The sequence below is a fragment of the Cupriavidus sp. MP-37 genome, from assembly GCF_020618415.1.
Taxonomy (GTDB): Bacteria; Pseudomonadota; Gammaproteobacteria; order Burkholderiales; family Burkholderiaceae; genus Cupriavidus.
In genome coordinates this window covers 1,734,541-1,757,733 of record NZ_CP085344.1, presented here as the reverse complement: position 1 = coordinate 1,757,733, position 23,193 = coordinate 1,734,541, and the positions used below count along the sequence as shown (strand labels likewise).

Annotated in this window: 23 protein-coding genes and 1 tRNA gene; 7 read left to right on the top strand and 17 right to left on the bottom strand. The window is 65.8% G+C overall.

The window, feature by feature from the left end; all coding sequences use genetic code 11:
- Positions 1-244 precede the first annotated feature (244 nt).
- The 8 genes from LIN44_RS08250 to LIN44_RS08215 all read right to left on the bottom strand — a co-directional run bounded on the left by LIN44_RS08250 (position 245) and on the right by LIN44_RS08215 (position 6,294).
- Positions 245-1,252 carry an inorganic phosphate transporter gene (locus LIN44_RS08250; RefSeq protein WP_012353079.1) on the bottom strand — a complete coding sequence of 336 codons (1,008 nt, stop codon included), beginning with the start codon at positions 1,250-1,252 and terminating at the stop codon, positions 245-247.
- A 13-nt stretch (positions 1,253-1,265) separates the two neighbouring features.
- The gene (locus LIN44_RS08245; protein WP_010809517.1) at positions 1,266-1,892 is read right to left on the bottom strand and encodes a DUF47 domain-containing protein; all 627 of its coding nucleotides are present in this window, start codon (positions 1,890-1,892) and stop codon (positions 1,266-1,268) included.
- A 191-nt stretch (positions 1,893-2,083) separates the two neighbouring features.
- Positions 2,084-3,475, bottom strand: coding sequence for a replicative DNA helicase (locus tag LIN44_RS08240; protein ID WP_018007703.1), 1,392 nt, complete (start codon positions 3,473-3,475; stop codon positions 2,084-2,086).
- 177 nt (positions 3,476-3,652) lie between these two features.
- A complete protein-coding gene (gene rplI, locus LIN44_RS08235) occupies positions 3,653-4,105 on the bottom strand; it encodes a 50S ribosomal protein L9 (protein WP_227314274.1) in 453 nt (150 codons plus the stop codon).
- A gap of 31 nt (positions 4,106-4,136) precedes the next feature.
- Positions 4,137-4,415, bottom strand: a complete 279-nt coding sequence (gene rpsR / locus LIN44_RS08230; RefSeq protein WP_006163606.1) for a 30S ribosomal protein S18 — start codon at positions 4,413-4,415, stop codon at positions 4,137-4,139.
- Between the two features lie 3 nt (positions 4,416-4,418).
- Positions 4,419-4,718: a primosomal replication protein N gene (gene priB, locus LIN44_RS08225; RefSeq protein ID WP_012353082.1), complete on the bottom strand. Its 300-nt coding sequence runs from the start codon at positions 4,716-4,718 to the stop codon at positions 4,419-4,421.
- Positions 4,719-4,807: 89 nt separating this feature from the next.
- Complete coding sequence (gene rpsF, locus LIN44_RS08220; RefSeq protein WP_010809513.1) at positions 4,808-5,182, bottom strand: 30S ribosomal protein S6; 375 nt, start codon at positions 5,180-5,182, stop codon at positions 4,808-4,810.
- Between the two features lie 119 nt (positions 5,183-5,301).
- Complete coding sequence (locus tag LIN44_RS08215) at positions 5,302-6,294, bottom strand: asparaginase (RefSeq protein WP_227314273.1); 993 nt, start codon at positions 6,292-6,294, stop codon at positions 5,302-5,304.
- Positions 6,295-6,547: 253 nt separating this feature from the next.
- Here LIN44_RS08215 and lexA point away from each other — a divergent pair, with 253 nt between their 5' ends.
- Together lexA and LIN44_RS08205 are read left to right on the top strand one after the other, a co-directional pair.
- Positions 6,548-7,201 (top strand): transcriptional repressor LexA, encoded by a 654-nt coding sequence (gene lexA / locus LIN44_RS08210; protein ID WP_115703541.1) that lies wholly within the window; start codon positions 6,548-6,550, stop codon positions 7,199-7,201.
- 114 nt (positions 7,202-7,315) lie between these two features.
- Positions 7,316-7,486 (top strand): hypothetical protein, encoded by a 171-nt coding sequence (locus LIN44_RS08205; RefSeq protein WP_227314272.1) that lies wholly within the window; start codon positions 7,316-7,318, stop codon positions 7,484-7,486.
- Positions 7,487-7,529: 43 nt separating this feature from the next.
- Here the strand turns inward: LIN44_RS08205 and LIN44_RS08200 are convergent, their stop codons facing one another.
- The 8 genes from LIN44_RS08200 to LIN44_RS08165 form a co-directional block, all read right to left on the bottom strand.
- Positions 7,530-7,874, bottom strand: coding sequence for a hypothetical protein (locus LIN44_RS08200; protein WP_227314271.1), 345 nt, complete (start codon positions 7,872-7,874; stop codon positions 7,530-7,532).
- 333 nt (positions 7,875-8,207) lie between these two features.
- Positions 8,208-8,480, bottom strand: coding sequence for a hypothetical protein (locus LIN44_RS08195; protein WP_227314270.1), 273 nt, complete (start codon positions 8,478-8,480; stop codon positions 8,208-8,210).
- Positions 8,481-8,720: 240 nt separating this feature from the next.
- A tRNA-His gene (locus LIN44_RS08190) sits at positions 8,721-8,796 on the bottom strand.
- Positions 8,797-8,899: 103 nt separating this feature from the next.
- Positions 8,900-9,178 (bottom strand): hypothetical protein, encoded by a 279-nt coding sequence (locus LIN44_RS08185; RefSeq protein WP_227314269.1) that lies wholly within the window; start codon positions 9,176-9,178, stop codon positions 8,900-8,902.
- 979 nt (positions 9,179-10,157) lie between these two features.
- Positions 10,158-11,171 carry a tRNA dihydrouridine(20/20a) synthase DusA gene (gene dusA, locus LIN44_RS08180; protein ID WP_227314268.1) on the bottom strand — a complete coding sequence of 338 codons (1,014 nt, stop codon included), beginning with the start codon at positions 11,169-11,171 and terminating at the stop codon, positions 10,158-10,160.
- 185 nt (positions 11,172-11,356) lie between these two features.
- Positions 11,357-11,917 (bottom strand): NADPH-dependent FMN reductase, encoded by a 561-nt coding sequence (locus tag LIN44_RS08175; RefSeq protein ID WP_227314267.1) that lies wholly within the window; start codon positions 11,915-11,917, stop codon positions 11,357-11,359.
- A 128-nt stretch (positions 11,918-12,045) separates the two neighbouring features.
- Entirely contained in the window at positions 12,046-13,134 is a 1,089-nt protein-coding gene (locus tag LIN44_RS08170; protein ID WP_227314266.1) for an enoyl-CoA hydratase/isomerase family protein, read from the bottom strand.
- Between the two features lie 105 nt (positions 13,135-13,239).
- Positions 13,240-14,805, bottom strand: coding sequence for a methyl-accepting chemotaxis protein (locus LIN44_RS08165; protein WP_227314265.1), 1,566 nt, complete (start codon positions 14,803-14,805; stop codon positions 13,240-13,242).
- Positions 14,806-15,038: 233 nt separating this feature from the next.
- Here LIN44_RS08165 and LIN44_RS08160 point away from each other — a divergent pair, with 233 nt between their 5' ends.
- A complete protein-coding gene (locus LIN44_RS08160) occupies positions 15,039-15,902 on the top strand; it encodes a sterol desaturase family protein (RefSeq protein WP_227314264.1) in 864 nt (287 codons plus the stop codon).
- 52 nt (positions 15,903-15,954) lie between these two features.
- On the opposite strand, the gene typA is transcribed toward LIN44_RS08160, so the two are convergent.
- Positions 15,955-17,775: a translational GTPase TypA gene (typA, locus tag LIN44_RS08155; RefSeq protein WP_227314263.1), complete on the bottom strand. Its 1,821-nt coding sequence runs from the start codon at positions 17,773-17,775 to the stop codon at positions 15,955-15,957.
- A 187-nt stretch (positions 17,776-17,962) separates the two neighbouring features.
- Between typA and LIN44_RS08150 the strand changes: the two genes are divergently transcribed.
- The 4 genes from LIN44_RS08150 (at position 17,963) to LIN44_RS08135 (ending at position 23,023) form a co-directional block, all read left to right on the top strand.
- Positions 17,963-18,442 (top strand): MarR family winged helix-turn-helix transcriptional regulator, encoded by a 480-nt coding sequence (locus tag LIN44_RS08150; RefSeq protein ID WP_227314262.1) that lies wholly within the window; start codon positions 17,963-17,965, stop codon positions 18,440-18,442.
- A gap of 107 nt (positions 18,443-18,549) precedes the next feature.
- Positions 18,550-20,106, top strand: a complete 1,557-nt coding sequence (locus LIN44_RS08145) for an AdeC/AdeK/OprM family multidrug efflux complex outer membrane factor (protein ID WP_227314261.1) — start codon at positions 18,550-18,552, stop codon at positions 20,104-20,106.
- A 44-nt stretch (positions 20,107-20,150) separates the two neighbouring features.
- A complete protein-coding gene (locus LIN44_RS08140; RefSeq protein ID WP_227314260.1) occupies positions 20,151-21,404 on the top strand; it encodes an HlyD family efflux transporter periplasmic adaptor subunit in 1,254 nt (417 codons plus the stop codon).
- A gap of 2 nt (positions 21,405-21,406) precedes the next feature.
- Entirely contained in the window at positions 21,407-23,023 is a 1,617-nt protein-coding gene (locus tag LIN44_RS08135) for a DHA2 family efflux MFS transporter permease subunit (protein ID WP_227314259.1), read from the top strand.
- The last annotated feature ends 170 nt before the right edge of the window (positions 23,024-23,193 follow it).

The window sequence follows — 23,193 nt, the reverse complement described above, 5'->3', positions numbered from 1 at the left end:
GCAGCCCCATCCTGCGACGTCAAGCTGGTTCCAAAACCTTGCAACCGGGGCGGTGTTCATATAAGGGTTGGGGTGAGGGCCGGGCTCGCCAACGAAGTATAGGCTGGTGGTATGCCAGTGCCTGCCCTCACCCCCTGCCCCTCTCCCGCAAGCGGGAGAGGGGAGCAAACTGGCTGCAAGCGAAATTCAGCAGCAAAAAAGCCAGGCAGATGCCTGGCTTTTTTCTATACGGGCTCGACCCGCGTTACAGGATATGGCGCCCGATCCACCATGCGATCGCCGCCATGAAGGCCGAGGCCGGAATCGTCAGCACCCAGGCCCAGACGATATTGCCGGCCACGCCCCAGCGCACCGCCGACATCTTCTGCGACGAGCCGACCCCGACGATGGCGCCGGTGATCGTGTGCGTGGTCGACACCGGCACGCCCAGCGCCGAGGCGAAGAACAGCGTCAGCGCACCGCCGGTCTCCGCGCAGAAGCCGCCCACGGGCTTGAGCTTGGTGATCTTCTGACCCATGGTGCGCACGATGCGCCAGCCGCCGAACAGCGTGCCCATGCCGATCGCCACGTAGCAGCTGACGATCACCCAGGTCGGCGGCGGGTCGCCGGCCAGCACATGGCCGCTGGCGATCAGCAGCATCCAGATGATGCCGATGGTCTTCTGCGCGTCATTGCCGCCATGACCGAGGCTGTACAACGAAGCCGATACCAGCTGCAGCCGCCGGAACCAGCGGTCGACGCGCGATGGCGGCGTGCGGAAGAAGGTCCAGCCGACGATCACCATCATCAGCGATCCCAGCAGGAAGCCGAGGAACGGCGACACCAGGATGAACGCCACCGTCTTCAGCAGCCCGCTGGCCACCAGCGCGCCGGTGCCGGCCTTGGCCACCGCGGCGCCCACTAGCCCGCCGATCAGCGCATGCGACGACGACGACGGAATGCCGTAGTACCAGGTGATGACGTTCCACGCGATCGCCCCGACCAGCGCACCGAAGATGACATAGTGGTCCACGACCCCGCCCTGGATGGTCCCGGTGCCGACCGTGGCCGCCACCTTCAGGTGGAACACGAAGATCGCGACGACGTTGCACATCGCTGCCATCGCCACCGCGTGGTGCGGCTTGAGCACGCCCGTGGACACCACCGTCGCGATCGAGTTGGCCGCGTCGTGGAAGCCGTTCATGAAGTCGAACAGCAGTGCCAGCGCCACCAGCAAGGCGATCACCCACAGGCTCATTTGTATGGTCTGCATGCCGATTGCCGCCTCAGGCGTTTTCCAGGACGATGCCTTCGATGATGTTGGCGACGTCCTCGCACTTGTCGGTGATCGTCTCGAGCTGCTCGTAGATCGCCTTCAGCTTGATCAGGCGCTTGACGTCGGTCTCGTCCCGGAACAGCTTGGACATCGCCGAGCGCATCACGCGGTCGGCCTCGGATTCCAGCTGGTCGATCTGCTGCGCGGTCTTCAGGATGGTGCTGGCGTTGCCCATGTCCTCGAGCAGGCCGACGGCGATCTTGACCTGGTCGCAGCACTGCACGCAGATCGCGGCCAGGCGCAGTGCCTCGTCGGTCAGGTTGGTCACGTCATACAGCGAGATGGTCTCGGCCACGTCTTCCATCAGGTCCAGGATGTCGTCCATGGTCGTGATGAGCTTGTGGATCTCGTCGCGGTCCAGCGGCGTGATGAAGGTCTTGTGCAGCAGGTCGATGGTGTCGTGCGTAATGCGGTCGGCCTTCTTTTCAGTGGCCTGGACGCGCCGGGCATGCGCCTCGGCGTTGGGCAGGTCGTTGACCAGGGCCTGCAGTTCATGCGCGGCGGTCACCGCGCAGTCGGCGTGCTGGTTGAAATATTCGAAGAACTTGCCCTCGGTGGGCATGAATCGGCCGAACATGGAATGTTCCTTGTGGCAGCGTGGTGTCGCTGCGGATGGTGTTGCGGGATTAAGCGGACGCACTGGATGACGGCCGCGGATGGCGGCTGTCATCAAAGCGCAATATTTTACAGGGTTACCGGGACATTGCCCGCGCATTTGGCACAAACGAGACGGGAAGGCACAGCGGATGGCCAACCCGCTTGACTTCGTCAGGTGTCGTTGTCGAAGAAGGCCGGGCCACCGCTGAAGTTGTCGAACTTCGTGAACTGGCCGAGGAAGGTCAGGCGCACCGTGCCGATCGGGCCGTTACGCTGCTTGCCGATGATGATCTCGGCGGTGCCCTTGTCCTGCGAGTCGGCGTTATAGACTTCGTCGCGGTAGATGAACAGGATCACGTCGGCATCCTGTTCGATGGCGCCGGATTCGCGCAGGTCGGACATCACCGGGCGCTTGTTGGGGCGCTGCTCCAGGCTTCGGTTCAGCTGCGACAGCGCGATCACCGGGCAATTCAGTTCCTTCGCCAGGCCCTTCAGGGAACGGGAGATTTCTGAAATCTCCGTGGCGCGGTTCTCGCCGCCGCCGGAGCCCGACATCAGCTGCAGGTAGTCGATGATGATCAGGCCCAGCTGGCCGCACTGGCGCGCCAGGCGCCGCGAGCGCGCGCGCAGTTCCATCGGGTTCAGCGCCGGGGTTTCATCGATAAACAGCTGGGTGTCGTTCATGCGCTGGATCGCATGCGTCAGCCGCGGCCAGTCCTCATCGAGCAGGCGCCCGGTACGCAGCCGGTGCTGGTCGAGGCGGCCGACCGAGCCCAGCATACGCATGGCCAGCTGCGTGCCCGCCATTTCCATCGAGAACACGGCGACCGGCAGGCCCTGCTCCACCGCCACGTGTTCGCCGATGTTCAGCGAAAACGCGGTCTTGCCCATCGACGGGCGGCCGGCAACAATGATCAGGTCGCCCGGCTGCATGCCGCTGGTCATCTTGTCCAGGTCGATGAAACCGGTCGGCACGCCGGTGACGTCGGTGGTCGAATCGCGGTGATACAGCTCGTCGATGCGCTCCACCACCTGGGTCAGCAGCGGCTGGATTTCCTGGAAGCCCTTCTGCCCGCGCGAGCCCTCTTCGGCAATCGCAAAGACCTTGGACTCGGCCTCGTCGAGCAGCTCGCGCACCTCGCGGCCCTTGGGCGCGAAGGCGGCCGAGGCGATATCGTCGGCCACCGTCACCAGCTTGCGCAGCACCGAGCGCTCGCGCACGATTTCCGCGTAGCGGCGGATATTGGCCGCGCTGGGGGTGTTCTGCGCCAGCGAGTTCAGGTACGCCAGCCCGCCCACCTCTTCGGCCTTGCCGGCCACCTGCAGCATCTCGTAGACCGTGATCACGTCGGCCGGCTTGGTGGCCGAGATCAACCGGGCGATGCTCTGGAAGATCATCCGGTGGTCGAAACGGTAGAAATCCGCCTCGGACAGGAAGTCCGCGATGCGGTCCCAGGCGGCATTGTCCAGCAGCAGGCCACCGAGCACCGATTGCTCGGCTTCGATGGAGTGCGGCGGGACCTTGAGGTTATCGAGTTGGGGGTCGGCGACGGGCGCGTTCATGGGGAGGGATTATAACGGCGGGCGGACACACTTCGCCGGACATTTGGCGACAGCGCCGTGACAGCACCGTCAAAGGCAGGCGGGCAACAAAAAAGGCAGGAGCCGGGGCTCCTGCCTTTTTTGCAATGCTTTGCGGCGGCTTCGGCTGGCGCGGAGCGCCGGCCGGGCGGCGCGTCCTTAGACGCTCTCGCCCACCACCGACACGGTCACGTCGACCACGACGTCCGTGTGCAGCGCAACGCTGACCGGGTGGTCGCCAACCGTCTTCAGCGGACCGTTCGGCAGGCGAACCTGCGCCTTTTCCAGCTTGTAGCCTTGGGCAGCCAGGGCTTCAGCGATGTCGGCGTTGGTCACCGAACCGAACAGGCGGCCGTCCACACCCGACTTCTGGGTGATCTGGACGGTCAGGCCGTTCAGCTTCTCGCCTTCGGCCTGGGCGGCAGCCAGCTTCTCGGCAGCGGCCTTTTCCAGCTCGGCGCGCTTGACTTCGAATTCGGCGATCGCGGATTGCGTGGCGCGGCGGGCCTTCTTGCCCGGGATCAGGAAGTTACGGGCGTAACCGTCCTTCACCTTGACGATGTCACCCAGGTTGCCCAGGTTGACGACTTTTTCCAGCAGAATGATTTGCATCGTGTTCTCTCCTTACGGACCTAGGGCCTGATCAGTTCTTGTGCAGGTCGGTGTACGGCATCAGCGCGAGGAAACGCGCGCGCTTGATGGCCGTATCGAGCTGACGCTGATAGTGAGCCTTGGTACCGGTCAGGCGGGCGGGCGTGATCTTGCCGTTGTCGCCGATGAAGTCCTTCAGGGTGTCCAGATCCTTGTAGTCGATCTGTTCGACGCCAGCCACGGTGAAGCGGCAGAAGCGCTTGCGCTTGAACAGCGGGTTCTGTTGCTGGAAGCGCTTCTTGTTCTTGTTGTCACGTTTGACGAATGCCATGATTCAATCCTTTTCGAATGCTTTACATCCAGTGATGTGAAAGACGAGAGCCTTGCTGTTGCGGTGCTTGCGGGCCAGGAATCCTTCGCAGTCGAGCAGCGTGCCGAGCGGCAGCCGCTCCAGACGCTGGCCAACCTGGCCGATCCCCATCGCAGCGATTGCAAACTCGACCTGCCGCGGCGTCTGCGCCTCGACGGCCTCGCCGCTGTACTGCAGGATGCAGTTCACGACGGGGACCCCGGCCGGGGTATAGCGCAGGGCATCGCGTTCCGCCAGGGTGGCGGCAAGCCGAAGCTGGTTCAACGCGGGGCCTCTTGCTGGTTGCAATCCTTGCTGTTTCTGCCCGTGCCCCGGCCGACGCTGTCAGCCGCGGCACACACCGCAGTCCGCACTCAGGCGGCCTGGCCTTCGGTGGTCGTTTGCGCGGCCTTGCGGGCTTCTTCGCGCTGCACTTCCTTCATCATCGGCGAAGGTGCGGTCTCGGCCTTCTTGGTCTGCACGATCAGGTGGCGCAGGACGGCGTCGTTGAACTTGAACGCGTGTTCCAGTTCAGCCAGGGTTTCCTTGCCGCATTCGATGTTGAGGCAAACGTAGTGAGCCTTGGCCAGCTTCTGGATCATGTAAGCCATCTGGCGACGGCCCCAGTCTTCCACGCGGTGAACGTTGCCGTTCTGCGAGGTCACGAGCTGCTTGTAGCGCTCGATCATGGCCGGCACTTGTTCGCTCTGGTCCGGGTGGACGATGAAGACGATTTCGTAATGACGCATTGACGCTCCTTTTGGGATTAGCCACCCGGGCGTCACGAGTCCGGTGTGGCAAGGTTGAATAGCCTTAAATTATAGCCCGCCGCGCGGCAACAACGCAAGCCACTGATTACACGGGCAAATCAGGCGCTGGCAAATACTGCTTGCAGCCGCGCCGGGTCGCGCGCCAGCCCCGCGTCTTGCGCCAGCGCCAGCGCCAGCAACACGCGCGCCTTATAGGGGTTGAGATCCGCGGCCGACACGAACACACCATCGGCCGGACTCAGTTGCGGCGGGATCGCCACATGGCCCGCACCGGTACGCGAGCTGCGCACCACCGCCACCCCGGCCGCCGCGGCGTCTGCAAGCGCCGCTGCCAGCACCTCATGGACCGACCCATTGCCGGCCGCGGCCACCACCAACCCGGCGACGCCAGCCTGCACCAGCGCATCCACCGCCACCCGACCCGGCTGGGCATAACTCGCCACGATTTCCACCACCGGCCAGGCCGCCGGCATCGGGCCGATGGCGCCGGTCGCGCGCGGTGCGCGGGCAAGGCGCACGTAGTCGTCCTGGACGAAACCCAGCGGCCCGCCGGGCGAGACAAAGGCGTCGACCGCCGACGTATGCGCCTTGGCCACGTCCCGTGCCGCGTGGATCTGCTGGTTCAGCACGGCCAGCACGCCCTTGCCGCGCGCTTCCGGATGGGCAGCGACGCGCACCGCATCCAGCAGGTTCAGCGGCCCGTCCGCCGACAGCGATGTCGACGGACGCATCGCCGCGGTCAGCACCACGGGCACCGGGCACGCTTGGGTCAGGTGCAGCGCCATCGCGGTTTCTTCCAGCGTATCGGTGCCGTGCGTGATCACGATCCCGGCAACGTCTGGCTGCGCCGACCAGTGCCCGACCCGCGCCGCGAGCGTTTGCCAGAGCGCGAAGGTCATGTCCTTGCTGTCGACCTGCGCCACCTGCTCGGCCTCGATGCGGGCCACCGACTGCAACGGCGGCACGGCAGCCAGCAATGACGACACCGGCACGGTCGCCGCCTGGTAGCGAGCACTGCTGGCGGCGCTGCCGGCCGCGCCGGCGATGGTGCCACCGGTGGCCAATACGACGATGCGAGGCAATTGGGTCATGGGAGCGCGCAAGGATTCGTTCTGTAGAGGGAATCGCGATTGTAGCGGGCGCTCGCGCCCTTGCCGCAGCCTGGTTCGGACGCTTGGGCGGGCGTCCATGCGACACGCCTCAAAATTCTGCTTGCGCTCACGCCGATACTGTATAAAATCACAGCATACTGTTTAAACATACAGTGCCCGGCCCGCCGGATACTGGATGACGGCCCGGAGCGCCGTCACCCGAACCAGCGGCCCTGCACGGAACGGCGATCCCATGGCGACCCTGACACCCCGGCAGCAGCAGATTTTCGATCTGATCCGCAACACGATCCGCCGCACCGGCTTTCCGCCCACCCGCGCCGAGATCGCAGCGGAGTTCGGGTTCTCCTCGCCCAATGCCGCGGAAGAACATCTGCGGGCGCTGGCGCGCAAAGGCGTGATCGAACTGACGCCAGGCGCGTCGCGCGGCATCCGCCTGAAGGTATCGCGCAGCGATTCGGAGCTGCCGGACCAGTTCTCGTTGCCGATGGCCGGGGTAATGCAGCTGACGCTGCCGCTGGTAGGCCGCGTCGCGGCCGGCAGCCCGATCCTGGCCGCCGAGCATATCGACCGCCAGTACCAGGTCGATGCCTCGGTCTTCGATGAGCGTCCGGATTATCTGCTGCGCGTGCGCGGCCTGAGCATGCGCGACGCCGGCATCCTCGACGGCGACCTGCTCGCCGTGCGCCGCGCCAGCGAGGCCGCCAACGGCAAAATCGTGGTGGCGCGGCTGGGCGACGACGTCACCGTCAAGCGCCTGCAGCGGCGCGGCGGACATATCGAACTGATCGCCGAGAACCCGGACTTCACCAACATCATCGTCGAGCCCGGTGAAGAGTTCTCGCTGGAAGGCATCGCCGTCGGGCTGATCCGCTCTTCCGGCTTCTAGCCGGGCACCACCGCAGGCACTCGTCCTGCGCGGGCCCACCCGCTTCCATTGCTTTGCTGATGTCGCCCGGCTTGCCGGGTGTTGACCCCGCTTTGCCTAAAAAGAGGTGCCACCATGCCGCAAATCCACCACGTCGCCGCCCGCCGTCCGGTCAAGCCCGTGCCGTTTCGCCAGAGCAAGGGCGTACGCGTCTACCAGGGTACGCAGCGCCGTACCATGGTCGGCAGCATGGCCGCGATCTGCCGCATGCTGGAACTCGAAACCACCGACAAGCTGGCCGCCTGACCGATCTTCGCAGACGTTCGCGTCGCCGGGCCCTCTGCCCCGCTCAGCTACGCGCGCACGCCTTGGCTTCGGCTTCCAGTTCCGTCGGCGTCAGCTGGGGAAACCAGGTATCGGTCTTGCGCAATTCCAGCGCCGTGCCGTCGGGCTGTGCCGTCAGCGAGATCAGGTAGGCGTACTGATATTCACCGCTTGCCGCGCTCTGGCCGATGCGGATCTCGGCCTGGTTTTTCGCCGGCAGCTGGACCAGCGTAGCCTCGTCGCCAAGATTGTTGCGCAGGCATTTCGCGACATCGGCCATCTTGGCCGGCGTAAACAGGCGCATCGGCGGGCGAGCGCGGACATCCTTCTCGGAAGTGCCCGTGGCACACCCTGCCACCATGGTGGCCATCGCTGCGCCAATCAGTGCCGTTCGAACAAACATACCACCCCCGGGGAATGCAAAACGGCGCCCTTGAGAGGCACCGTTCTGAAGAATGCTTGGGTTGGCTGGATGGGACTCGAGCCCACGACGACCGGAATTGCCATCCCGGCGCCCATTGCCATTGACCCCATTGAAATCAACGCTTCCGGCTTCGCATCTTGTCGCACCGGCGCTGGAATTTTCACAGCGTTCGTGCGGGATTTGCCGTCGCCGGTTGCGGATTTTACCTTGTGCGCCGGCCAGGCGCCATCTCGATTTTCGCGCCATTAGCCTGCAGCGGCTCCTGGCACTGCGAAGGGCTCACCGGCGCTTGCACTCGATCTTCTCTTCGAATTCCCCGTCGCGCTTCCACTCGCGCTCGATCAGGCAAGGGCCTTCGCGGTATTTCTGCTTCTGCTCGTAGCCGCGCGGTCCACCCTTGCACTTGCGCTCTTCCTTGTATTCGCCATCGCGCTTTTGCTCGCGCTCCACCTCGCAGCCGCCGCTACGGAACTTCTCCTTGTACTCGCCGCCGCCATGGCGATAGCCACCGGGATAATCGCGATCATCGGCCTGCGCCAACGATGGCGCCATCAAACACAGCAGCAGGGAGACAGCGGCAGCGAGCGTCCGGAGCATAGGGGGAAAATGGGAAAGAAAATGCGGCCAGCATAGCAACCGGGGGCCCCGGCCGCTGTATCAAAGCGTTACGCCGCAGCGATGCGCGGAACTGCCTCGACAACGACCCGCACCGAAGGATCAGGCTCGATGAGCTGTCAGCAGAGCCCGGAAAGCAAAACGGCGCCTAAGTCAGGCGCCGTTTGCAGGAAAATCTGGGGTGGCTGATGGGACTCGAACCCACGACGACAGGAATCACAATCCTGGACTCTACCAACTGAGCTACAGCCACCGTAGAGGTCATCAGCGAAGCGCTGATCGACGAAGAACAAGATTATACAAACAGATTTTCGAGATGGCTAGTATCCCGCACAAAAAATTTTGGGGCGCATCGTTCAGGACCGGGACGGACTCCACTTGGCCTCGAGCAGCACCGCTTGCTTGATCGCCGCGATGGTCTCGGCTTCGGTGTCGAACTGGCCCAGCAACCGGCGCGACTTGCCGTTCAGCACGGCTTCCTGCAAGGCCTTGCCGGCGGCTTCCGAGGTGCCGGGGTGCCAGCAGTAGCGCGCGGTCCATTTGCCACCCTGGAGTTGCTCCGCCACCCAGATCACCCTGAAGTCTTCATAGACGACGCCGAACGGCGCTTCTTTTTCCACGTTGTCTTTGTCCATGCTGCCTCCCCTGCCGGCACGGTCCGCATGCCGTGCCTGAACTCGCCTGGGGAGCGTGCGGAAATCGTATCACGGGCACTGGATGACTTCCGATCACGCCGCCAGTCAAATATGCTGCGCACAGCCCCTACCTCTGCAGGGTTCATGCGGCACATGCCCGAAGCGATACTCGAGTCCGAGGGACATTGACCCCCCTCGACCTTCCCGTCAGGCGGCCCGCCCCATGGGCCGCCTGCCTCTTTTTCTTCCCCTAGGCAGACGATGTTTCCACGCCGCACCATCCGGCGATGGAACCTCCTGGCCACGCGCGAGCCCAATCGACGGGGATCGAACACAGGGAACAGGCCATGCAGAACAAGTGTAGATGGAGGACGAGGATTCTCGCCGCGGGGGTACTTGCGGCCTTGCTCGGCGGATGCGCTGCGGGCGGTGCTGACGGCAGGGAATCGAGCATCACGACTTACGGCACGCTGGACATCGGCATCAGCCATACGCGTTAGCCGCCGCGATGCGGATCCAGCAGAACCCTTTTGCGTGACTGATGGAACGCCTGACCGGAAGGATGGTCAAACCACGATCGTCGAGGTGGTGCCAGGCGAGCGCGCAAAAAAAGAGTCCGCAGCGCGGACTCTTAACTTTAGCGATCTCAAATGCCCTGAAGGCCGTTGCACTGTAACTGCCATCCGGGCAATGCACCATTCGGGTAAACGAAGAGCGATGCCGCAAGCGCGAGATCGCCGACGAAAAAAAAGCCCGCCGGAGCGGGCTAATAATCAGTTGAAGAAAGCCCTGTATTCGAGGGCAGGCACAGTGTAAGAAAGTGCCCTGCCTCAGCGAATTAGGGGAATCCCTTTCCGGACGCCGGTTTCCGGGCGATCCGGGATGTCAAGTGCGGCGCGCGGAACCCGCGCGCCGCCATGCATATTTTCACGATTCGAAGTTAGAGCGCAGCCTCGGCATGGCCCGAGGCCGTGCGCGCTCAAGCTGCCAGCGGCTCTTGTGCGTGCGGACGCAGATGTGTGCGCGCCTCTTCGAACAACGCATCCACGCCAGCACGCGTGCGCACCGCATGCATGCGCTTTGCATCGGACAGCACGCGGCGCCAGCCACGTCCGCCGGCGATGCCACGATGCAGGCCGAGCATGTGCCGTGTCACGGCGCCCATGTATCCGCCCTGCTCAACGAAGTCGCCGATATAACGCTGCATCGCCAGCTCGACATCGAGCCGCGACGGCACCGGCGCGCTGGTATCGCCATAGAAGCGCGCGTCCATTTCCGCAAGGATGTACGGCTGGTGATACGCCTCGCGTCCGATCATGACGCCATCGACGTGCTCCAGGTGGGCCGCGATTTCATCATGGCTGACGATGCCGCCATTGATCAGGATTTCCAGCTCCGGAAATTCGCGCTTGAGCTGGTATGCGACCTCATAGCGCAGCGGCGGAATCTCGCGGTTTTCCTTCGGGCTCAGTCCCTTCAGGATCGCATTGCGCGCGTGCACGATAAACGTGCCGCAACCCGCCTGCGCTACCTTGCCGACAAAATCCCGGACGAAATCGTAGTGCTCGATCTTGTCGATGCCGATGCGATGCTTCACGGTCACCGGAATCTCCACCGCATCGCGCATCGCCTTTACGCAGTCCGCCACCAGCTGCGGCTCCGCCATCAGGCAGGCGCCGAAGGCGCCGCGCTGCACCCGCTCGGACGGGCAGCCGCAGTTCAGGTTGATCTCCGCGTAGCCCCATTGCTGGCCCAGCTTCGCCGCCATGGCGAGGTCCGCCGGCTCGCTGCCGCCCAGCTGCAGCGCGACCGGATGCTCGGCTGCATCGAAGTCGAGGTGGCGCGGCACGTCGCCATGCAGCAGCGCGCCGGTGGTCACCATCTCGGTATACAGCCAGGTGTGGCGGCTGAGCTGGCGATGGAACATGCGGCAATGACGGTCAGTCCAGTCCATCATCGGCGCAACCGAAATGCGGCGGGGATTTACGTTCATGGAAATACAGCGATTGGAGGCGGTCCGGCGCGGCAGCGTCGCAAGGTCGGGTGCAGGGCCGTGACATATGCAGGCCACGGCACCCGACGGCGGCAGCGGCCACGCGCACAGCGAGTGGCCGGCCCGCGCGAAGACGTGAGTATAGGCTACCCCGCCAAGGTCTGCTGCGCCCGGCAGCGCCCCGCTCAGCGCGGCGCGTTCCGCTCGATCCAGGCGCCGAACGTGGTCAAGAACTTGCCAAGGAAGCCCTTGGTCGACTCGTTGGCAATGCCGCCCTGCTCGTCAAACAGCTTGTCGACCCCGCTGATATACGCCTCGGGCTGCTGCAGGATGGGAATATTCAGGAACACCAGCGACTGGCGCAGGTGATGGTTGGCACCGAAGCCGCCGATGGCGCCCGGCGATGCACTGATGATGGCGCCGGGCTTGCCGTCCCAGACGCTGCTGCCATACGGACGCGAGCCCACGTCGATGGCGTTCTTCAGCGGCGCCGGCACCGAGCGGTTGTATTCCGGGGTCACGAACAGCACGGCGTCGGCGCGGCGGATGCGGTCGCGGAACGCAGTCCAGGCCTGGGTCGGCTTGTCGTCGAGGTCCTGGTTGTACAGCTCCAGATTGCCGATCTCGACGATTTCCAGCTTGAGCTGCGGTGGCGCCAGCGCGATCAGCGCCTTGGCCAGCTTGCGGTTGTATGACTCCTTGCGCAGGCTTCCCACCAGAACAACGACATCACGAGGATCACTCATTGCGGCTCCTTTGACGGTGTGGACGGAATGGCACGGGTGGCGCCCGCGCACGGCATCGCCGCGCGGCGAGCGCCGGACCCTGCCATCACTCTACCCGAGTCGGCGCCGGCGTGTTCCGTGCGGCGAAGTCAGGCGAGCTTGCCGAGTGCCGCCAGCGGGTGTTCCTGCTGGCGCCACGGGCTGTCGAAGAACGACAGCGCCCTCTCGCGGCTGACTTCGTCGAGCCGCGCGTACTGCCAGCGCGGCTTGTGGTCCTTGTCGATCGCCAGCGCGCGGATGCCTTCGACGCCGTCGCCCTTGCGGAACACGTAGTACATCATGTCCAGCTCCATGCGCAGTTCGTCTTCCAGCGACATGCTGCGCGCGCGGCGGATCTGCTCCAGCGTCACGCACAGCATCAGCGGCGAACGGCTGCGCAGCATGGCGGCCGTCTGCGCGGCCCAGTCGCCGGGCGCATCGCTGACGGCGGCAAGGATATCCGGCGCGGTGTTGCTGGCGAAGAGCTGGTCGATCTGCTCCGACAGCGCGGCCAGCGTGCTGTGCGCGGGCACGCAATCAGCGCGATGCGCGGCGGTGAAGGTCTCGATATGCGCCAGCACCGCATCGCCGCTGGCAAACTGCTGCGCGCGCAGGGAATCGACCAGTTCCGCGAGGCGGTTGCCGGGCAGGTAAGCGTCGGCCAGGCCGGCGTACAAGGCATCGGCGGCGTGGATCACGGTGCCGGTCAGGCCCAGGTATTCGCCGATGCGCCCGGGCGTGCGCGCGAGGAACCAGCCGCCGCCGACATCCGGAAACAGTCCGATATTGGTTTCGGGCATGGCCATCTTCGTGCGATCGGTGACCAGCCGCAGGCGTGCGCCCTGCGAGATGCCCATGCCGCCACCCATCACTACGCCGTCCATCAGCGCGATATAAGGCTTGGCGTAGCGGTGGATCAGGAAATTGAGCGCGTATTCCTCGACGAAGAACTGGTCGAGCAGCGGATCGCCGGCATGCGCGGCCTGGTGGAAATAGCGGATATCGCCGCCGGCGCAGAACGCCTTGCCGCCGGCGCCGGCCACCACCACGGCTGCCACTTCAGGGGCCGCGGCCCAGTCCTGCAGCGCCTGCGTGATGGCGCGGATCATGTCGAGCGACAGGGCGTTGAGCGCCTGCGGGCGGTTCAGCGTCAGGTATCCGATGCCGCCGCGGACTTCGGTCGTGACGAATTCAGTCATGTCGTACTCCTCCAATGCAACTGGCAATTTTACGCCAGTCACCCTGGCCAGCGCACGCGCATGGGCAGCGTGCGGCGCATGCGACCATGCATGCGCCCTGCCCGTTCAGGCCAGCCGGAACGTCGCCACCAGTGAAGTGAGCCGCTGCGCCTGCTCTTCCAGCGATGCCGCGGCGGCGGCGGCCTGCTCCACCAGCGCCGCGTTCTGCTGCGTCATGCTGTCCATCTGCGACACCGCCACGTTGACCTGCTCGATGCCGTGAGACTGCTCGTCGGACGCAGCGCTGATGTCGCCGATGATGGCGCTGACGCGCTGCACCGCATCGACGATGTCCTGCATCGCGCGCCCCGCCTCGTCGACCAGTCCCGAGCCTTCGCGCACGTTGGCCACCGAGGCGCCGATCAGCGCGCGGATTTCCTTGGAGGCGCCGGCGCAGCGCTGCGCCAGGTCGCGCACGTCGCCCGCCACCACGGCAAAGCCGCGGCCATGCTCGCCGGCGCGCGCGGCTTCCACCGCGGCATTCAGCGCCAGGATATTGGTCTGGAACGCGATCTTCTCGATCACGTCGATGATGTCGACGATCTTGCCCGAGCTGGCGTCGATCGACTGCATGGTATTGACCACGCGCAGCACGGCATCGCTGCCGCGCCCGGCCAGGGTCGCGGCATCCGTGGCCAGCGCGCGGGCCTCGCGGGCGCTGTCGGCATTCTGGCGTACGGTGCTGGTCAGTTCCTCCATGCTCGATGCCGTCTCCTCCAGCGAGGCCGCCTGCTGCTCGGTGCGCTGTGACAGGTCGGCATTGCCGCTGGCAATCTGCTTGCTGGCCGCGGCGATCGAGTCGGCGCCGCCGCGCACGTCACCCACCATCGCCACCAGGCTGGCCTGCATCCGGCCCAGCATGCCCAGCATGCGCGCGGTCTCGCTGCGCGCCGCTTCGTCGGCCATCGTTTCCCCACTGGACGCGGCAACGCTGAGGTCGCCGCCGGCAATCTTTTCGAAGCGCGCGATCGCCGTATCCAGCGGCTGCACGATCGAACGGCGCAGGCGCCATGCCACCACCGTGCTGAACACCAGCCCCACTGCCAGCACGCACACGGACAGCGTGAACAGCTTGCGGTAGCGCTGCTGCGACGCCTCGTAGACCTGCTTCGCGCTGGCCACCTGCAGCTTGTTCAGCTCGGTGTTGACGCTGGTGAAAGCGATATCGAGCTGCGGGATGGTTTCCAGCACGGCCTTCATCACGCCGTCGCGATCGCCGGCATGCAGCGCGGCGATCATGGGCGCTACCCCCTGCTTGAACAATGCATCGCGCTTGGCGGTGACGTCTTCGACCACCTTCGCTTCCTCGGCCGAACGCGGCAGCGCGAGATAGGCCTTCCAGGCCTTCTCCGAATCGCGCGCAAAGCCTTCGGCGGTCGCGGCGCGCGCCTTGGCGTCGGCCGGATCGGCGGCAAAGGTGGCCTGGTCCAGCAACACACGCACCAGCAACTGGTTCGAACGCGCCTCGGCCAGGTTGACCGCTGCCGACAGCTGCTGCTCATAGATCTGGTGCGTCGCCTCATTGCTGCGCGACATGCCAAGCCAGCCGACGGCACCGACAATCAGCAACAGCAAGTTTGTGACGATCGTGAGAAACCACAATCTGGCGCCGATAGTCGTGTTCTTGAACATGGGTGAGGCTCCGCGAGGAAAGAGAGAACTGGAATAAAGGCGGCGCGCCGCGCCGCTGCCCTGTCCAACTACGGCGCGCGCGCCGCATCCTTTACCGGTATTGATCGCCTTCACACGCGTGACAGAATTGCATGGCAGTACGGCATCGCCAGCAAGTGATGGATCCGGCGCGCACGCCGCCGTTTGGAGGAAACCCTCGTGGCAATTTGGCGGCACACGGGCACACTGGCGGGATGGATACCGCATCGTTCGATCCCGGACTCGTGCTGCTGGCCTTCGCGCCGGTCTTCGTGCTGACCATCGGCGCCGAAGCGTGGTACTGGGCGCGGCGCGACCCTGCCGTCTACAGCCTGCGCGACACGCTTTCCAATGCCGCGCTGGCGCTGATGCACCAGGCCTCGGACGCGTTCTTCCTCTGGCTGATGGTCCGCACCGTCTATACGTGGTGCTACCAGCACGGCCTGCAGGCGATGCCGCAGACGCTGTGGTCATTCGCACTGCTGCTGTTGCTGCAGGACTTCCTCTACTACTGGTTCCATCGCGCCAGCCATCGCGTGCGCTGGCTGTGGGCCTCGCACGTGACGCATCATTCGTCGGAAGGCATGAATTTCTCGACCGCGTTCCGGCAGAGCCTGACGTACCCGCTGTCGGGCATGTGGCTGTTCTGGATTCCGCTGGCGTATATCGGTTTCACGCCAGACTGGGTCATCCTTGCCGTGGGTCTCAACCTGGCGTTCCAGTTCTTCGTCCATACGCGGCTGGGGCAGCGCTGGCCGCGGGTCGAGCGGCTGCTGAACACGCCTTCGGTCCATCGCGTCCACCATGCGAAGAACCCGCAATACATCGACCGCAACTATGCCGGCGTGCTGACGGTCTGGGACCGCCTGTTCGGCACCTTCGTCCCCGAGCGCGAGGCGCCGGTGTACGGCATTACGCGCCAGGTGCGCTCCCATGACCCGCTGACGCTGACCTTCCACGAATGGCGCGACATGTTCGCCGATGCCTGGCGCGACCGCGACCTGCGCTATCTGTGGAAGCCGCCGGAATGGCGCAGCCCGCGTGCCGCCGTGCCGGCGACGCTGCCGGGCACGCAATAAAAAACCGCGCCTGGCAGGCGCGGTTTTTTGTGGGCAGCGTCAGCGCCGGGGCTTATGCGCCTTCGCGGGCGGCACGCTTGCGCTCGTGCTCCTTCAGGTGGCGCTTGCGCAGGCGGATGCTCTTGGGCGTGAGCTCGACCAGCTCGTCGTCGGCAATGAATTCCACCGCGTATTCCAGCGACATCTGGATCGGCGGCACCAGGCGCACCGCTTCGTCGGTACCCGAGGCGCGCACGTTGGTCAGCTGCTTGCCCTTGATCGGGTTCACGACCAGGTCGTTGTCGCGGCTGTGGATGCCGATGATCATGCCTTCATACAGCGCATCGCCCGGCTTGACGAACATGCGGCCGCGGTCCTGCAGCTTCCACAGTGCGTAGGCCACGGCGTCGCCGTCGTCCTGCGAGATCAGCACGCCGTTGTGGCGCTCGCCCAGGCCGCCTTCGCGCACCGGCGCGTAGTCGTCGAAGATATGGCTGATCAGGCCGGTGCCGCGCGTCAGCGTCAGGAACTCGCCCTGGAAGCCGATCAGGCCGCGGGCCGGGATGCGGTACTCGAGGCGGGTGCGGCCCTTGCCGTCCGACGCCATGTCGAGCAGTTCGCCCTTGCGGCGGCCCAGCTCTTCCATCACGCCGCCCTGGTGGCTGTCTTCGACATCCACGGTCAGCAGCTCATACGGCTCGCACTTGACGCCGTCGATCTCCTTGAACACCACGCGCGGGCGCGACACGGCCAGCTCGTAGCCTTCGCGGCGCATGTTTTCCAGCAGGATGGTCAGGTGCAGTTCGCCGCGGCCCGACACTTCGAAGATGGTGTCGTCGCCGGTATCGGCCACGCGCAGCGCCACGTTCGACTTCAGCTCGCGGTCCAGGCGCTCGCGCAGCTGGCGGCTGGTGACGAACTTGCCTTCGCGGCCGGCCAGCGGCGAGGTGTTGACGCAGAAGTTCATGGTCAGCGTCGGCTCGTCCACCTTCAGCATCGGCAGCGCGTCCTGGGCCTCGGGCGCGCACACGGTGCAGCCGATGCCCAGTTCTTCGATGCCGTTGATCAGCACGATGTCGCCGGCTTCGGCTTCCTGCACGATCTCGCGCTCCAGGCCCTGGAACTTCAGCACCTGGTTGATGCGGCCCTTGATCGGGTTGCCTTCGGGGCCGAACTTGACCACCACGTCCTGCAGCGGCCGGGCGCGGCCGCGCGAGATGCGGCCCACGCCGATCTTGCCGACGTAGCTGGAGTAGTCCAGCGAGATGATCTGCAGCTGCAGCGGGCCGTCGCGGTCGTCGTCACGCACCGGCACCTTGTCGAGCACGGTCTCGAACAGCGGCTTCATGTCGCCGTCGCGCACGTCTTCGGTCAGGCCGGCGTAGCCGTTCAGGCCCGAGGCGTAGATCACCGGGAAGTCGAGCTGCTCGTCGGTGGCGCCCAGCTTGTCGAACAGGTCGAAGGTCTGGTTGATGACCCAGTCCGGGCGCGCGCCCGGGCGGTCGATCTTGTTGATCACCACGATCGGCTTCAGGCCCAGCGCCAGCGCCTTGCGCGTGACGAAGCGGGTCTGCGGCATCGGACCTTCGACCGCGTCGACCAGCAGCAGCACGCCGTCGACCATCGACAGCACGCGCTCCACTTCACCGCCGAAGTCGGCGTGGCCCGGGGTGTCGACGATGTTGATATGGGTGCCGTTGTATTCGACGGCACAGTTCTTCGCGAGAATCGTGATCCCGCGTTCCTTTTCCAGGTCGTTCGAGTCCATCACCCGTTCGGCGACTTGCTGGTTGTCGCGGAAGGTGCCTGCCTGGCGCAGGAGCTGGTCGACCAGGGTGGTCTTGCCATGATCGACGTGGGCGATGATGGCGATATTTCGGATGGCGCGGGTCATTGCTGCGTCTCGCTTGGAGAATCTGAGGTAACCCGACATTCTAGCATGTTGCGGCGCAAGACGCGTTGACCGGGACCGCCGCAGACATCGGGAAAATATTTGCGAATTACGCAATAACCAATTTCCGTTCTTGCGGATCGTTAAACGTGAACATATATTTGCCTCAGCAAACATTGCAACGGCAAAGATGTCACAACCACCCGCCTCCACCCCGCCCGCCACGGCCGGTTCGTTCGATCCCGCCGAGTACCAGATGTGCGACAGCGTCGGCTACCTGATGCAACGGGCCAAGAACATGCTGGCGCATGGCGTCGAGCAGGAAGTCAGCAGCCTGGACATCACCCAGGCGCAGGCCAGCTGCCTGATGATGCTGGCGACCGGCCGCGCCTCCACCGTCACCGATCTCGGCCGCGAGCTGAACACCGACATGGGCTCGGTCACGCGGCTGCTCAGCCGCATGGAGAAACGCGGCCTGATCGAGCGCCGCCGCCGCGATGCCGACCGCCGCGTGGTCGATCTGTCGGTGACGCCGCAGGGCCAGGAACTGGTGCAACAACTGCCCGCCATCTTCTGCAAGGTCCTCGCCCACCACTTCCGCGGCTTTTCCGAGGACGAGATCCAGTTGCTGCGCGGCATGCTGCGGCGAGTCATCGACAACAGCGGGTAGCCGCTGCGCGCCGGACTTCCGGCACGCCCGAACGTCCGCGCTGGCCAGCCCGGCCGGACGCCGTCAGCACCCGTAGAAACCGTATGGCTCCAGCACGGAGCAACACCATGAAACCAGCTCTTTCCTTCCGCTTTACCCGGCCTGCCGGTTCCCGCCAACTGGCGCGCCGTGCCGGCACGCTGGCGCTGACCGCAATCTCGGCCGCGGTGCTGGCCGGCTGCGCCGCGCTCGGCAACTCGCACAGCACCCAGACCATGGCCGATCCGGCCAAGATGGCGACTGCGCAAACCCTGCCCGGCGAACACGGCCAGTGGCCGTCGCAGGACTGGGTCAGCCAGTTCCAGGACCCGCAGCTGAACGCGCTGGTCGACGAGGCGATCCACGACAGCCCCAACCTGCAGGCCGCCTTTGCCCGCGTCGAGGCCTCGCGCGCCATGGCCGAGGCCACCCGCAGCGCGCTGTATCCGCACCTGGAGTTCGAAGGCAGCCTGCTGCGCCAGCGCTTTTCCAACAACGACCTGTTCGAGGGCACGCCGCTGGCGGGCTCGTGGCAGAACCAGTCGCGCCTGCAGGTGGGCCTGTCCTATGACTTCGACTTCTGGGGCAAGAACCGCGACGCGCTCGAAGCGGCGCTGTCCGACGACCGTGCCGCCGAAGCCGAAAGCCAGGCCGCGCGCCTGATCCTGGCGACGTCGATCTCGCGCAACTACGCACGTCTGGCCGCGCTGTACGCGCAGCGCGACGTCGCCGAGCGCGCCATCGCCCAGCGCCGCGACCTGACCGAACTGTCGCGCCAGCGCCTGGCCGCCGGCCTGGACACGCAGGTGGAAACCACCCAGGCGCGCGGCACGGTGGCGGCCTCGCAGACCGACTTGCAGCGCGTCGACGAAGAAATCGCGCTGGCGCGCAACCAGCTGGCGGCGCTGCTCGGCAAGGGCCCGGACCGCGGCCTGCAGATCCAGCGCCCGGTGCTGCTGGCGCAGGCCACGCCGACGCTGCCCGACAACCTGACCATCGGCCTGCTGGGCCGCCGGCCGGACCTGGTGGCGGCGCGCTGGCGCGTCGAGGCGGCGTCGAAGGACATCAACGTCGCCAAGAAGGAATTCCTGCCCGACGTCAGCCTGAGCGCGTTCGCCGGCCTGGCCGCGCTGGACCCGTCCAAGCTGCTGATGGGCATCAGCCGCACCTTCGGCATCGGCCCGACCGTCCGGCTGCCGATCTTCGAAGGCGGCAAGCTGCGCGCCAACCTGAAGGGCAAGTACGCCGGCTACGACATTGCCGTGGCCAACTACAACCAGGCGCTGGTCGATGCGCTGCGCGAGACCGCCGACACCATGACCAGCATCCGCAGCGTCGACAAGCAGATCCAGACCCAGCGCGAAGCGCTGGAGCTGGCCGAGCACGCCTACGCGCTGGCCACCACGCGCTACAAGGCCGGGCTGGGCACGCAGCTGACCGTACTCAATGCCGAAAGCAACGTGCTGCAGCAGCGCCGCCTGGCGACCGACCTGCAGGCGCGCCGGCTGGATCTGCAGATGGGCCTGATGAAGGCGCTCGGCGGCGGCTACCAGGAGCCTGCCGAAGGCCACGACAGCATCGCCCACGGCCCGGCGCAGCAAGCGGACCACACCCAGGACCACCCCCAGGCGGGCGCCCGCGGCTGAGCCGCGCACCCAGTGATCGCAGACAAGATTATCCAGAAGACATCATGAGCAACAACCAGCAAGCGGCCGGCACCAACCCATCCCAGCAAGCCACGGCCACCCCTCCCAACGGCAAGCGCAAGCGCATGCTGCTGTCGCTGACCGCGGCGATCGTCGTCGCCGGCATCGGCTACGGCGTGTACTGGGGCATGTATGCCCGCCATTTCGAAAGCACCGACGACGCCTACGTTGCCGGCAACGTGGTCCAGGTCACGCCGCTGGTGGCCGGCACGGTGGTGTCGATCGCCGCCGACGACACGCAGCTGGTCACCGCCGGCCAGCCGCTGATCCAGCTCGACCGCGCCGACACGCAGGTGGCGCTGGAACAGGCCGAGGCCCAGCTGGCGCAGGCCGTGCGCGAAGTGCGCACGCTGTATGTCAACAACGGCTCGCTCGCCGCCAACGTGGCGCTGCGCGAAGCCGACGTGGCCAAGGCCCGCGACGACCTGCGCCGGCGCCAGGCCATCGCCGGCTCGGGCGCGGTGTCGAACGAAGAGATCTCGCACGCGCAAGCCGCGCTCAAGGGCGCCGAGTCGGCGCTGCTGGCCGCGCGCGAGCAGCTGGCATCGAACAAGGTGCTGACCGACCACACCACGGTCGAGAACCACCCCAACGTGCAGCGCGCCGCCGCCAACCTGCGCTCGGCCTACCTGTCGTTCGCGCGCTCGGCGCTGCCCGCGCCGGTGACCGGCTACGTCGCCAAGCGCTCGGTGCAGGTCGGCCAGCGCGTCGCCGCCGGCGCGCCGCTGATGGCGGTGGTGCCGCTGGACCAGGTCTGGGTCGACGCCAACTTCAAGGAAGTGCAGATTACGCATATGCGCATCGGCCAGCCCGTCACGCTGGAAGCCGACGTCTATGGCTCCAAGGTCGAATACCGTGGCAAGGTCGCGGGCTTCTCGGCCGGCACCGGCTCGGCGTTTTCGCTGCTGCCGGCGCAGAACGCCACCGGCAACTGGATCAAGGTGGTGCAGCGCCTGCCGGTGCGGATCGCGCTGGACCCGCAGCAGCTCAAGGACCACCCGCTGCGCGTGGGCCTGTCGATGACGGTCAAGGTCGACGTGCGCCGCGAGGAAGGCGCCGCCATGGCCGCCGCCGCGCCGGCCAGGCCGATGCAGACCGACGTCTATGACAAGGTGGCCAAGGACGCCGACCAGCTGATCGCTCGCATCATCGCCGCCAACAACGGCGGCCGCGGCACCGGGCTGTCCCCGGCCAGCGCCGCCAACGCCAACGCCAACGCCAAGCCGGCCCATACCTGATCATGGCAACCTCCCCCTCTGCCGCACCGGCCACGCCCGGCGCGCAGCCGCGCGGCCAGGCGCCGGCGCGAGCCCTGCCGCAGCAGCCGCAGCCGCTGACCGGCGGCAAGCTGGTGCTGGGCACCATCGCACTGTCGCTGGCCACGTTCATGAACGTGCTGGACTCGTCGATCGCCAACGTGTCGATCCCGGCGATTTCGGGCGACCTCGGCGTGGCGCCGAACCAGGGCACCTGGGTCATCACCTCGTTCGCGGTGGCCAACGCGATCTCGGTGCCACTGACCGGCTGGCTGACCACGCGCTTCGGCGCGGTGCGGCTGTTCATCACCTCGATCCTGCTGTTCGTGCTGGCGTCGTGGCTGTGCGGCGTCGCGCCCAACCTGGAAACGCTGCTGGCCGCGCGCGTGCTGCAGGGTGCGGTGGCCGGGCCGATGATCCCGCTGTCGCAGTCGCTGCTGCTGTCGAGCTATCCGCCCGCCAAGAGCACCATGGCGCTGGCGCTATGGGGCATGACCACGCTGGTGGCGCCGATCATGGGGCCGCTGCTGGGCGGCTGGATCTCCGACAACATGACCTGGCCGTGGATCTTCTACATCAACGTGCCGGTGGGCATCGTGACCGCCTACGCCACCTGGGCCATCTACAAGGACCGCGAGACCCCCACCAAGGTGCTGCCGATCGACCGCATCGGCCTGGCGCTGCTGGTGATCTGGGTCGGCTCGATGCAGCTGATGCTGGACAAGGGCAAGGAGCTGGACTGGTTCCACTCGACCGAGATCGTGGTGCTGACGCTGGTGGCGATCGTCGGTTTCCTGTTCTTCCTGGCCTGGGAAACCTATGAGAAGCATCCCATTGTCGACATCAGCCTGTTCAAGGGCCGCAACTTCAGTTCCGGCGTGGTGGCGATCTCGGTGGCCTACGGGCTGTTCTTCGGCAACCTGGTAATCCTGCCGCTGTGGCTGCAGACCATCGTCGGCTATACCGCGACCGACGCGGGCATCGTGATGGCGCCGGTCGGCATCTTCGCGATCCTGCTGTCGCCGGTGATCGGGCGCAACCTGCCGAAGATGGATGCGCGCTGGGTGGCCACTGCGGCCTTCATCACCTTCGGCATCGTCAGCCTGATGCGCGCGGGCTTCACCACGCAGGTCGATACCTGGACGCTGATGGTGCCCACGCTGATCCAGGGCGCGGCCATGGCGATGTTCTTCATTCCGCTGACCTCGATCATCCTGTCGGGCCAGCCGGCAGAGAGAATCCCAGCCGCGTCGGGCCTGTCGAATTTCGTGCGGATTACCTTCGGCGGCATCGGCGCGTCGGTCTCGACCACGGTCTGGGAGAACCGCTCGGCGCTGCACCACGCGCAACTGGTCGAGCAGGTCAACCCGTACAACCCGGCCTACCACGACCAGCTCAACCACCTGATGCAGATGGGCATGAGCCAGGCCCAGGCGGTCGGCGTGATCGAGCGCAATATCACCCAGCAGGCGGCCATGCTCGGCGCCAACGACATCTTCTGGATTTCGGGGGTGCTGTTCTTCGTGCTGATCGGCTTTGTCTGGCTGACGCGGCCCGCCAGGGGCGGGGGCGGCTCAGCCGACGCGATGGCGGCGCATTGAGCGCACTGCCCTGCTATGGATGACTTGGCCCCGGATCGGGGCCATTTTTTTTGCCGCCTGCAGCAAGGGAAATTTCCCCTTGTGTTCCGGCCTTCCTCGCCCTATGATTTGCGAACCGAATTATGGAACCTTGGTTCCGAAAAATGGAACCCAGGCATTGCGCGAGGTTG

What these genes read in the sequence shown, in the direction of transcription:
- LIN44_RS08250 (WP_012353079.1), bottom strand. Translation starts at nt 1,252, where the DNA reads ATGCAGACCATACAAATGAGCCTGTGGGTGATCGCCTTGCTGGTGGCG.
- LIN44_RS08245 (WP_010809517.1), bottom strand. Translation starts at nt 1,892, where the DNA reads ATGTTCGGCCGATTCATGCCCACCGAGGGCAAGTTCTTCGAATATTTC.
- LIN44_RS08240 (WP_018007703.1), bottom strand. Translation starts at nt 3,475, where the DNA reads ATGAACGCGCCCGTCGCCGACCCCCAACTCGATAACCTCAAGGTCCCG.
- rplI (WP_227314274.1), bottom strand. Translation starts at nt 4,105, where the DNA reads ATGCAAATCATTCTGCTGGAAAAAGTCGTCAACCTGGGCAACCTGGGT.
- rpsR (WP_006163606.1), bottom strand. Translation starts at nt 4,415, where the DNA reads ATGGCATTCGTCAAACGTGACAACAAGAACAAGAAGCGCTTCCAGCAA.
- rpsF (WP_010809513.1), bottom strand. Translation starts at nt 5,182, where the DNA reads ATGCGTCATTACGAAATCGTCTTCATCGTCCACCCGGACCAGAGCGAA.
- LIN44_RS08215 (WP_227314273.1), bottom strand. Translation starts at nt 6,294, where the DNA reads ATGACCCAATTGCCTCGCATCGTCGTATTGGCCACCGGTGGCACCATC.
- lexA (WP_115703541.1), top strand. Translation starts at nt 6,548, where the DNA reads ATGGCGACCCTGACACCCCGGCAGCAGCAGATTTTCGATCTGATCCGC.
- LIN44_RS08205 (WP_227314272.1), top strand. Translation starts at nt 7,316, where the DNA reads ATGCCGCAAATCCACCACGTCGCCGCCCGCCGTCCGGTCAAGCCCGTG.
- LIN44_RS08200 (WP_227314271.1), bottom strand. Translation starts at nt 7,874, where the DNA reads ATGGCCACCATGGTGGCAGGGTGTGCCACGGGCACTTCCGAGAAGGAT.
- LIN44_RS08195 (WP_227314270.1), bottom strand. Translation starts at nt 8,480, where the DNA reads ATGGCGCCATCGTTGGCGCAGGCCGATGATCGCGATTATCCCGGTGGC.
- LIN44_RS08185 (WP_227314269.1), bottom strand. Translation starts at nt 9,178, where the DNA reads ATGGACAAAGACAACGTGGAAAAAGAAGCGCCGTTCGGCGTCGTCTAT.
- dusA (WP_227314268.1), bottom strand. Translation starts at nt 11,171, where the DNA reads ATGAACGTAAATCCCCGCCGCATTTCGGTTGCGCCGATGATGGACTGG.
- LIN44_RS08175 (WP_227314267.1), bottom strand. Translation starts at nt 11,917, where the DNA reads ATGAGTGATCCTCGTGATGTCGTTGTTCTGGTGGGAAGCCTGCGCAAG.
- LIN44_RS08170 (WP_227314266.1), bottom strand. Translation starts at nt 13,134, where the DNA reads ATGACTGAATTCGTCACGACCGAAGTCCGCGGCGGCATCGGATACCTG.
- LIN44_RS08165 (WP_227314265.1), bottom strand. Translation starts at nt 14,805, where the DNA reads ATGTTCAAGAACACGACTATCGGCGCCAGATTGTGGTTTCTCACGATC.
- LIN44_RS08160 (WP_227314264.1), top strand. Translation starts at nt 15,039, where the DNA reads ATGGATACCGCATCGTTCGATCCCGGACTCGTGCTGCTGGCCTTCGCG.
- typA (WP_227314263.1), bottom strand. Translation starts at nt 17,775, where the DNA reads ATGACCCGCGCCATCCGAAATATCGCCATCATCGCCCACGTCGATCAT.
- LIN44_RS08150 (WP_227314262.1), top strand. Translation starts at nt 17,963, where the DNA reads ATGTCACAACCACCCGCCTCCACCCCGCCCGCCACGGCCGGTTCGTTC.
- LIN44_RS08145 (WP_227314261.1), top strand. Translation starts at nt 18,550, where the DNA reads ATGAAACCAGCTCTTTCCTTCCGCTTTACCCGGCCTGCCGGTTCCCGC.
- LIN44_RS08140 (WP_227314260.1), top strand. Translation starts at nt 20,151, where the DNA reads ATGAGCAACAACCAGCAAGCGGCCGGCACCAACCCATCCCAGCAAGCC.
- LIN44_RS08135 (WP_227314259.1), top strand. Translation starts at nt 21,407, where the DNA reads ATGGCAACCTCCCCCTCTGCCGCACCGGCCACGCCCGGCGCGCAGCCG.